Source organism: Vibrio sp. Vb0937, assembly GCF_033338855.1.
In genome coordinates this window covers 1-1,191 of sequence record NZ_JAWOTK010000313.1, presented here as the reverse complement: position 1 = coordinate 1,191, position 1,191 = coordinate 1, and the positions used below count along the sequence as shown (strand labels likewise).

General features: G+C 48.5%; 1 protein-coding gene. It reads right to left on the bottom strand.

Annotation, left to right across the window (positions count from 1 at the left end):
• Window positions 1–1,191, bottom strand: a 1,191-nt coding sequence (gene murJ, locus R7P67_RS25345) for a murein biosynthesis integral membrane protein MurJ (protein WP_318086388.1), incomplete at both ends; no start/stop codon positions are given.

Genomic DNA, 1,191 nt, shown 5'->3' with positions numbered 1-1,191 from the left:
GTTGACGAACGCTGACAATGCCGTAGCAATAGCCAAGCCGACGTAACCGTAGAAATAGGCGAAAATTGCGTTGAACACCATGTTAGTCACCATCGCGATGATGCCGTATTTCACTGGCGTTTTTGTGTCTTGACGTGAGTAATAGCCTGGCGCCAACACTTTAATTAACATGAAATTCAATAGGCCAGATGCGTAAGCGAGCAACGACAGAGACGCTTGGTGCACATCTTGTGGAGAGAACTCACCGCGCATAAATAGCACCATCAACATCGGCTTCGCCAACGCCATCAAACCCAACATCGCCGGAATCCCGAGCAGCGTTACCATGCGAACGCCCCAATCCATGGTATGTGCAAAACCTTCGCTCTGCGAGTCCACATGTTTACGAGACAGCGCAGGCAAAATCACCGTCGCAATCGCAATACCAAACAGCCCCAGCGGGAACTCCAACAAACGATCGGAATAATACAACCAACTGATTGAGCCAGTTTGTAGAAAGCTGGCAATAAAAGTATCAAATAGCAGGTTGATTTGACTGACAGAGACGCCAAACAAAGCGGGAATCATCAACGTGCGGATTTTTACCACCCCAGGATCGCGCCACCCCCACTTAGGCTTAACCATCACGCCCGCTTTAATAAGGAAAGGAATTTGGAATAAGAACTGAACCAAACCACCTAAAAACACACCGATAGCCAGACCGATTTCCGGTTGAGACATCTGTGGCGAGATAAACCAAGCCGCCAGAATGATCATGACATTCAAAAAGACCGGAGTGAATGAGGAGACGGCAAACTTGCCGAGTGTATTAAGAATGGCTCCGGAAAGCGCAACAAAGGTGATGAACCATAAATAAGGGAAGGTAATTTTGAGCATCAGACTGGCTAGCTCAAAGTTCTCTGCGGCCGGCCCACCATGCATCCAGTCTAAAAACCAGCCAAAACCAAACAGCGCGGTTACCACACCAGAGCCCAGCACGCCCAGCACGGTAACAATAGAGACAATAACCCCTAACGTACCGGCAGCACGAGCAATCAACTCGCGTGTTTTGTCCATATCACCTTGAGCGTGATTCTCCGTTAAAACAGGGACAAACGCTTGAGAAAAAGCCCCCTCAGCAAACAAACGTCGTAAAAAATTAGGAATTTTATTGGCGAAGAAAAAGACGTCTGCGCTTGCTCCTGCCCCCAT